Origin of the sequence: Thauera sp. 2A1 (genome assembly GCF_009469595.2) — a bacterium.
In the GTDB taxonomy this organism is placed as follows: domain Bacteria; phylum Pseudomonadota; class Gammaproteobacteria; order Burkholderiales; family Rhodocyclaceae; genus Thauera.
Map to the genome: position 1 here is coordinate 1 of NZ_SSXV01000111.1, position 378 is coordinate 378.

Annotated in this window: 1 protein-coding gene; it reads right to left on the bottom strand. The window is 42.3% G+C overall.

Going from position 1 to position 378, the window contains the following annotated elements; all coding sequences use genetic code 11:
* A partial coding sequence (locus GH664_RS24000) for a type IV toxin-antitoxin system AbiEi family antitoxin (RefSeq protein ID WP_228111686.1) occupies positions 1–378 on the bottom strand: 378 nt, incomplete at both ends.

Genomic DNA, 378 nt, shown 5'->3' on the forward strand with positions numbered 1-378 from the left:
CTGTTGTCTGTTTCCCAATTCCAAAATTTGTTGTACAGATGAATTTCCCCATTTGCATCTTGCTTGACGACACCTGTTCGTATAAGATGTGCTGCAGGTATTTCCGTGTATATGTCGAAAAGTCCTGGTTGTAAGTAGCCATCCGTCAAGTTTGCGGCAGGTTCTCCTCCCCATGACATGCCCTTTGGCAATGCTATGTTTTTCCACTCATTTCTATTCGCTTCTGTTCGAAATGCCATTGCGCCTACCAGCAATTTGGGTTTCAATACTTCATTGTAATTGCTAACCCATAAGTCAAGCAGTTGTTTTTTGTCTTTTATTATGCGCCCGTTTTTAGTGGCACAAACCAAACAACGTCTGGCAAGTTCATCCAAAACG